3 protein-coding genes and 1 pseudogene are annotated in these 7,389 nt (G+C 71.2%); 1 reads left to right on the forward strand and 3 read right to left on the reverse strand.

The window, feature by feature from the left end; translation table 11 throughout:
* Positions 1-4 precede the first annotated feature (4 nt).
* A complete protein-coding gene (locus tag Mam01_RS31670) occupies positions 5-3,127 on the reverse strand; it encodes an FAD-binding and (Fe-S)-binding domain-containing protein (RefSeq protein WP_204288858.1) in 3,123 nt (1,040 codons plus the stop codon).
* 140 nt (positions 3,128-3,267) lie between these two features.
* On the opposite strand from Mam01_RS31670, the pseudogene Mam01_RS31675 reads away from it, so the two are divergent.
* Positions 3,268-4,494, forward strand: a pseudogene (locus Mam01_RS31675) (RNA-guided endonuclease InsQ/TnpB family protein); the annotation flags it as partial.
* Between the two features lie 35 nt (positions 4,495-4,529).
* Here Mam01_RS31675 and Mam01_RS31680 read toward each other — a convergent pair.
* On the reverse strand, positions 4,530-6,296 hold the full coding sequence (locus Mam01_RS31680; protein WP_204288860.1) for a thiamine pyrophosphate-dependent enzyme: 1,767 nt from the start codon (positions 6,294-6,296) through the stop codon (positions 4,530-4,532).
* A 388-nt stretch (positions 6,297-6,684) separates the two neighbouring features.
* Positions 6,685-7,389 (reverse strand): arabinofuranosidase catalytic domain-containing protein (locus Mam01_RS31685; RefSeq protein ID WP_239101769.1); only part of this gene is annotated, 705 nt, incomplete at its 5' end.

Consider the following 7,389-nt stretch of genomic DNA (forward strand, 5'->3'; position numbering starts at 1 on the left):
CGGTTCACCTCCGCGGCAGCCGCCGCGCGAGCAGCCGCCGTCCCGCGAGCAGCGCGGCGCCCGCCACGGCCGCGCCGGTCGCGACGGCGGCGGCGGTCGCGGCGGCCCTGGCCGCCGCCGAGGGCGGCGCGGCCCGGAGGGCGTACGTCTCCTCCGGGCACGGCGTGTCTCCCTGGTCGCCGCGCAGCCCGGCCCGCAGCAACTCTGCCAGGTGCATCGCCCGGCGGCCGTCCGCCTCACCCTGCTCGATCTGCGTACGGCAGCTGAACCCGTCGGCGAGCAGCGCCGTCGCGGGACCGGCCCGCCGTACGGCGGGCATCAGCACCCGCTCGGCGCAGGCCTCCGACACCTCGTAGTGCCCCTTCTCGAACCCGAAGTTCCCCGCCAGGCCACAGCACCCGGAGTCGAGTACCTCGGCGTCCACCCCGGCGGCGTCGAGCAGCGCCTCGTCGGCCTGATGCTTCATGACCGCGTGCTGGTGACAGTGCACCTGCACCATCGCCTGACGTGGCACCCTCGGGGGCTTCCAACCTGGCGTGTGGTCGTGCAGCAGTTCGGCGAGCGTCACCGTGTGGCCGGCGAGCCGCCGCACGTCCTCGTCGTCGGGGAACAGTTCCGGCGCGTCACCCCGGAACACGGCGGTGCAGCTCGGCTCCAGGCCGACCACGAAGGTGCCCGCCCGCAGGTGCGGGCGCAGGTCGTCGAGCGTGCGGCGCAGCACCTTCTTGGCCGTGGCGAGCTGGCCGGTGGAGATCCAGGTGAGGCCGCAGCACCCGGCGCGGTCCGGCACGCGCACCCGCCACCCGGCCGACTCCATCACCTCGACCGCCGCCCGCGCGACCTCCGGGTGGAAGTGGTTCGTGAAGGTGTCGGGCCACAGCACGACCTCCCCGCGCGAGCCGTCACCGGCCGGTTCACGGCCCGCGAACCACTCCCGGAAGGTCCGCGGCGCGAACAGCGGCAGCTCCCGCCGCCGGTCCACGCCCGCCGCGGTCTTCGCCAGCCGGTCCAGCACCGGCGCGTGCGACAGCGCGTTGGCCGCCCGCGGCGCGTACGCCGCGAGCCTCGCCCACACGGGCAGCCACCCCATCGCGTAGTGGGCGCGCGGGCGCAGCCGCCCCTCGTAGTGATGGGACAGGAACTCCGCCTTGTACGTCGCCATGTCGACGTTCACCGGGCAGTCGGACTTGCAGCCCTTGCAGGCGAGGCACAGGTCGAGCGCCTCGTGGACGGCCTCCGACCGCCAGCCGTCCGCCACCGCGCCGCCCCGGGCCGTGCCGTCGAGCATCTCGAACAGCAGCCGGGCGCGGCCCCGGGTGGAGTGCTCCTCGGCCCGGGTGACCATGTAGGACGGGCACATCACCCCGCCCTCGTGGCGGCGGCAGTTGCCCACGCCGACGCACCGCAGCACCGCGCGGCCGAAGCTGCCTCCGTCGTGGGGATACCCGAAGTGCGTGGCCACGTCGCCGTGGTTGTAGTCGGCGCCCAGCCGCAGCAGGTCGTCGAGCGGGTACGGCGCGGCCACCTTGCCGGGGTTCATCCGGTCGCCGGGATCGAAGATCGCCTTGAACCGGCCGAACGCCTCCACCAGGTCGTCACCGAACATCTTCGGCAGCAGCTCCGCGCGGGCCTGCCCGTCGCCGTGCTCGCCGGAGAACGACCCGCCGTACGCGACGACCAGGTCGGCGGCCTCCTCCAGGAAGGAGCGGAACGCCGCCACCCCCTCGGCCGAGGTGAGGTCGAACGGGATGCGGCAGTGCACGCAGCCCTGCCCGAAATGCCCGTAGACCGAGGTCTGGCGGTAGCCGTACCGCTCGAACAGCGCGTTGAGATCGCGCAGGTAGTCGCCCAGCCGGTCGGGGGAGACCGCGGAGTCCTCCCAGCCGGGCCAGGTGTCGGGCAGGCCGGGCACCCGGGCCGTCGCGCCGAGGCCCGACTCGCGGATCTGCCACATCTGCTCTTCCAGCGTCGGGTCGTCGAAGACGGCCACGCCGGGGTCGTCGCGCCCCCTGCCGAGGGAGGCCAGCATGTCCTCGGCCCGGCGGTCGGCGTCGGCCTTGTCCTCGCCGCCCATCTGGATCAGCAGCCACGCGCCGCCCTCCGGCAGCTTCTTCAGCGCCTCGGGGTTGAGATGGCTCTCGCGCTGGTAGCGGATCAGCTTGTCGTCGATGCCCTCCAGGGCGATCGGCCGGTGCGGCAGGACGGCCGGCACGGCGTCCCCGGCGGCGGCGATGTCGGGGAAGGAGACGTAGGCCATCGTGCGCGCCTTGACCACCGGGATCAGCTTCAGCCGGGCCCGCAGCACCGTGACGAGGGTGCCCTCCGAGCCGATCAGGGCCTGGGCCACGTTGAAGCGGTTCTCGGGCAGCAGGCTGTCGAGGTTGTAGCCGGACACCCGCCGCGGGATGTGCGGGTAGCGGGTGCGGATCTGTTCGAGGTACGCGTCGCGCAGCGCGCGCAACCGGGCGTAGACCTCGGCCCTCCGGCCGCCCTGCCGCTGGATCTCCGTGTACTCCTCGTCGCCGGTCTCGCCCACCCACATCCGGGTGCCGTCGTAGAGGAGCACCTCCATCTCGGCGATGTTGTCCACGACCTTGCCGGCCCGCTGGGCGGTCGCCCCGCAGGAGTTGTTGCCGATCATCCCGCCGATCGTGCAGTGGTTGTGCGTGGAGGGCCGGGGACCGAACTCCAGGCCGGTGCCGAGCAGCCGCTCGTTGAGGATGTCCAGCACGATGCCCGGCTCCACCAGGCAGGTACGGTTCTCCCGGTCGACCTCCAGCAGCCGGTCGCAGTGCTTCGACCAGTCGATCACCACGGCGGTGTTCACACACTCCCCGGCGAGGCTGGTGCCGCCGCCCCGGGACAGCAGGGGCGCGTCGTGCCGGCGGCAGACCTCCACCGCCGCGGCCGCCGCCTCCACCGTCCGGGGGACCACCACCCCCAGGGGCACCTGGCGGTAGTTGGAGGCGTCGGTGGAGTAGGCGCCGCGCATCGTCGCGTCGAAGCGCACCTCGCCGTCCACGGCCTCCCTGAGGTCGCGTTCGAGCGCCGCGAGATCCACCCGGCCGCCGCCGGGCGGGGGCGGGACCGTCACCGGGTCGGGCAGGAAGTGGATTGTCTCCGTCATCGAAATCCTCCACGGAAGCCCCCGCTTTCGGGCGGGGGAGGAACAGGGCTCTCTGCGGAGCCGGGCAGAGGTCGGCGGTTCCCTCTTAGTTGGGGTCCAATGCGAACAAAGGTTCGATCAACGCATGGTCGGGTGACATGATGTGCGGTGTGGCGCAGATCGTGAAGCGGGCCTGCCGGTACCGCTTCTACCCGACCCCCGAGCAGGCGTCCGAGCTTGCCCGGACGTTCGGGTGTGTGCGCCTGGTCTACAACAAGGCGCTGGAGGAACGGAGTCGCGCTTACGCCCTGAAGGGCCGCCGTGTCTCTCATGCGGAGTCCTCGGCTTTGCTGACGGCGTGGAAGCGCGAGGAGGAACTGGCGTTCCTCAACGGGGTGTCCTGTGTGCCGTTGCAGCAGGCGCTGCGGCACCTGCAGGCGGCGTTCGCGAATTTCTTCGCCAAGCGGGCCCAGTACCCCGCCTTCAAGTCGCGGAAGAAGTCGCGGGCGTCGGCCGAATACACCCGCTCGGCGTTCCGCTGGCGAGACGGCCGGCTCACGCTGGCGAAGATGGACGCCCCGCTGGACATCGTGTGGTCGCGGCCGCTTCCAGAGGGCGCGGAGCCGTCCACGGTGACGGTGAGCAGGGACGCGGCCGGGCGGTGGTTCGTGTCCCTCCTGGTGGAGGAGATGATCCGCTCCCTCGCCCCCATGGGGGACGTGGTCGGGGTGGATGTGGGGATCACCAGCCTGGTGGCTCTGTCCCGCCCGATCGACGATCTGACCGACGAGGACGGCAGGGTCGCAAATCCCCGGCATGAGCGGGCCGACCGGCGCAGGCTGGCCAAAGCCCAGCGCTCGCTGGCGCGCGAAGCGGTGGGCAGCGCGAACCGGGCCAAGGCCCGGCTGAAGGTCGCCCGTGTGTACGCGCGGATCGCCGACCGGCGCCGGGACTTCCTGCACAAGCCGACCACCTCGCTCGTCCGTGAGACCCAAGCGGTCGTGATCGAGGACCTGGCGGTGCGGAACATGGTGAAGAACCACTCGCTGGCCCGTGCCATCTCTGACGCCTCCTGGCGGGAGCTGCGCTCGATGCTGGCGTACAAGACGGCCTGGTACGGGCGGGAACTCGTGGTGATCGACCGGTGGTTCCCCTCCTCCAGACTGTGCTCGGCCTGCGGGACCCTGGCCGAGGCGATGCCGCTGAACGTCCGGACCTGGGAATGCGCCTGCGGCGCGGTCCATGACCGGGACGCCAACGCCGCAAGGAACATCCTCGCCGCCGGGCTGGCGGAGAGGTGAAACGCCTGTGGAGCTGGTGTAAGACCTCAACGAGAGTCCTCTCGGATGAGGCGACCGGTGGTGAAGCAGGAAACCCGACCGGCGACGGCCGGAATCCCCTCCCTTCAGGGGAGGGGAGGATGTCAAGACAGCAGCTCGTTGATCTTGTCGCGGGCGACGGCGGCGAGGGTGCTCGCCTTGTGCGGCTGGCCGCGCAGGAACGCCTCGGCGAAGTGCTTGGCCTGGTCGTACTTGACCCTGCCGGGCATCGGCGGCTCGTTGGGGTCGACGTCGCAGTCGACCAGGGCGGGCCCGTCGTGGGCGAGTGCCTCGCGGATCGCGCCGGGCAGGTCGCCGGGGTCCTTGATCTTCGCTCCGTACGCCCCGCAGGCGCGGGCCCAGGCGGCGAAGTCGGCCTCGGGCCGCTGGTGGCGGACGGCGTACTCCGGATAGCCGAGGATGATCTGCTCCCACAGGATCTGCCCGTAGGAGTTGTTGTTGTTGACCACGACCTTGATCGGCAGGCCGTGCCGGACCGCGGTGAGGAAGTCGGCCATGAGCATGGCGAAGCCGCCGTCGCCGACGAAGGCGACCACCTGCCGGCCCGGATAGGCGTGCTGGATCCCGATCGCGTACGGCAGACCGGGGGCCATCGTGGCGAGGTTGCCCGACAGGTAGAACTCCCGGCCGCCGCGGATCGTCCAGTGCCGGGCGGCCCAGGTGGCGATCGTGCCCGAGTCGCAGGTCAGGATCGCGTCGTCGCTCGCGGCCTCGTCCACGCAGCCCATGAGGTACTGCGGGGCGATGGGGTCGCGGGAGGGGTCCTGCAGCGCCTTCATGTCCGAGCGCCAGTCGTCCATCCTGCGCTGGTACTTCTCCAGGAACGACCGGTCCTTGGCCTCCTCCAGCATCGGCAGCAGCGCCTGGAGGGCGAGTTTCGCGTCGGCGGCGACCGGCGCCTCGGTGGGCCGGCGGATGCCCAGCAGGGTGGGGTCGGCGTCGATCTGCACGACCCGGGCCTGCCCCTCCTGCGGCAGATACTTCCCGTACGGGAAGGAGGTGCCGACCATGAACAGCGTGTCGCACTCCTCCATGAGCTCCTCGCTGGGCGCGGTGCCGAGGAGGCCCAGCCCGCCGGTGGTCAGCGGGTGGTCGTCGGGCACCGTGAACTTGCCCGGCAGCGTCTTCACGATCGGGCTCGCGAGCTTCTCCGCGACGGCCAGGATCTCGTCGCGGGCGTGCCGGGCGCCGACCCCGACCAGCATGGCGATCTTGTGGCCCTGGCGCAGCACGTCGGCGGCGCGGACCAGTTCGTCCTCGGCGGGCCGCAGCGGCGCCACGGAGCAGTTGGGCATGCTGGCCGGCGGGGTGCCGGGGCCGACGTGCCGGTAGGGGTCCTCGGCGGCGGCGGCGACCTGGATGTCGTTGGGGAAGGTCAGGTGGGAGACCGTCCGTCTGGTCAGCGCGTTGCGTATCGCGAGGTCCACCACCCCGGGCATCTGCTGCGGGTTGGTGATCATCAGGTTGTACGCGGCCAGGTCCTGGTAGAGCCGGTCGAGGTGCACTTCCTGCTGGTAGTGGGTGCCGAGGACGGAGGTCTCCTGCATGCCGGTCAGCGCCAGCACCGGGACGTGGTCGAGCTTGGCGTCGTACAGGCCGTTGAGCAGGTGGATCGCGCCGGGGCCGGAGGTGGCGGCGCACACGCCCAGCCTGCCGGTGGCCTTGGCGTAGCCGGTGGCCATGAACGCGGCGGCCTCCTCGTGGTGGACCAGGATGAAGCGGATCTTCTCCCGCTGCCGCCGGAAGCCCTCCATCAGGCCGTTGATCCCGTCGCCGGGAAGCCCGAAGATCGTGTCGACTCCCCACTCCACCAGCCGTCTGGCCAGGCTCTCACCGACGATCTCAGTCATGTGCCTCTCCGTTCGGGTGGAACCGTGTACGGATCGGGCCGGCGGCAGCCGCGACGACCATGCCACCGCGCCCGGCCGCGTCGAGGTCTGCCGAGGTCTGTCCGGCATCTCGCGGCTTCGAGCGGCTCGCCGGTCGCCCTTCCCGATGCCGTTGCCCCCAAACGGCAGGGCCCGCGTGGCATGGCCTTTTGCGGCCAGCGAAAGGTGTGTTTACCAGGCATTTTGCTTGATGCAACTTTTTTCCCCGGGTGCCGCGGGGAGGCCGCCGGACATGAGAGAGCCGCCCCCGCCGGGCGCGGGGGCGGCTCCGCCGTACGGCCGGGCGCCTGGTCAGGAGGGCGCCCGGCCGAAGATCACGCGCGGCTCGCGCGCACATCACCTCGTGGGGTCAGTTGCGCAGGCTCCACTGCTGGTTGGCTCCGCCGTTGCAGGCCCAGAGGATGAGCTTCGTGCCGTTGGCGGTGCCGGCCGAGTTCGCGTCCAGGCACAGCCCCGACTGCACGCCGGTGATCGTGCCGTTGGAGTTGACGTTCCACTGCTGGTTGGTTCCGCCGTTGCAGTCCCAGATGACCACCTGGGTGCCGTTGGTCGTGCCCTTCGCGTAGGCGTCGAGGCACTTGTTGCCGTACACCTGGAGCTCCTTGCTGGAGGTGGAGGTCCAGCGCTGGTTGTTCTGGCCGTTGCAGTCGTACAGCTGCACCTGGGTGCCGTTGGTGGTGGTGCTGTTGGGCACGTCGACACAGCGGCCGGACTGGCCGCCCACGATCTGCTGTCCGGTGCCCGGGTTGCCGCCGCCCGACGTGGCGTATCCGGCGGCGACGATGTTGGCCTGGACCGCGTCCTCGGTGGCGTTCGACGGGTAGCCGGACGTCATGACGCCTTCGTAGAAGGTGCCGCGGGCGCCGATGCTGTTGTCGCCGCCGATGCCGAGGATGATGGCGCCTTCCTTCTTCATCGGGTTGTAGCCCGCGACGTTGGGGCGCACGCCGTCGTAGAAGGTACCGAGGCCGCCCGACTGGGCGTTGCCGCCGCGGATGGCCCAGTGGTTCGGCTCGCCCTTGATGATGGCCGTCAGGAAGCGGTGGCTGATGGA

Source organism: Microbispora amethystogenes (genome assembly GCF_016863015.1).
Taxonomy (GTDB): Bacteria; Actinomycetota; Actinomycetes; order Streptosporangiales; family Streptosporangiaceae; genus Microbispora; species Microbispora amethystogenes.

What these genes read in the sequence shown, in the direction of transcription:
- Mam01_RS31670 (WP_204288858.1), bottom strand. Translation starts at nt 3,127, where the DNA reads ATGACGGAGACAATCCACTTCCTGCCCGACCCGGTGACGGTCCCGCCC.
- Mam01_RS31680 (WP_204288860.1), bottom strand. Translation starts at nt 6,296, where the DNA reads ATGACTGAGATCGTCGGTGAGAGCCTGGCCAGACGGCTGGTGGAGTGG.